Genomic DNA, 391 nt, shown 5'->3' on the forward strand with positions numbered 1-391 from the left:
CATCAGCAGGGCGAAGTCACGCCAGTACTGCGGCTGCTGTTCGAGCAGCGCCAACAGCGGCGCCTGCGGCACCAGCAGCAAAGTGGCGGCGCCGTTCCCACAAGACCGGCTCCTTTTTATCATATACCAGCCCCCACGGGAAAAAAAGGAAGAGATGAGGGACACTTTTTTTTTNCATCAGCAGGGCGAAGTCACGCCAGTACTGCGGCTGCTGTTCGAGCAGCGCCAACAGCGGCGCCTGCGGCACCAGCAGCAAAGTGGCGGGGGCSTCCGCCAARGSGGCGGGGGGGGGGGGGGGGNGCCGSCGGACMGGGGAAAWTWKCCMAAMCAAAAAGGGGGGGGGGCCACGGGGCAGCAGCGCCTCCCTTCCCGTGGGGCGGGGCGCACCCCC

At 66.8% G+C, this 391-nt stretch carries 2 pseudogenes; both read right to left on the reverse strand.

The features are described 5' to 3' along the window. Positions 1–93 (reverse strand): annotated as a pseudogene (locus ACQ4LH_RS21040) (Crp/Fnr family transcriptional regulator); the annotation flags it as partial. Between the two features lie 73 nt (positions 94–166). After that, positions 167–274: pseudogene (locus ACQ4LH_RS21045) on the reverse strand (Crp/Fnr family transcriptional regulator); the annotation flags it as partial. Positions 275–391 lie beyond the last annotated feature (117 nt).

The organism is Pseudomonas peli, from assembly GCF_050563605.1.
GTDB classification, from domain to species: Bacteria; Pseudomonadota; Gammaproteobacteria; order Pseudomonadales; family Pseudomonadaceae; genus Aquipseudomonas; species Aquipseudomonas peli_A.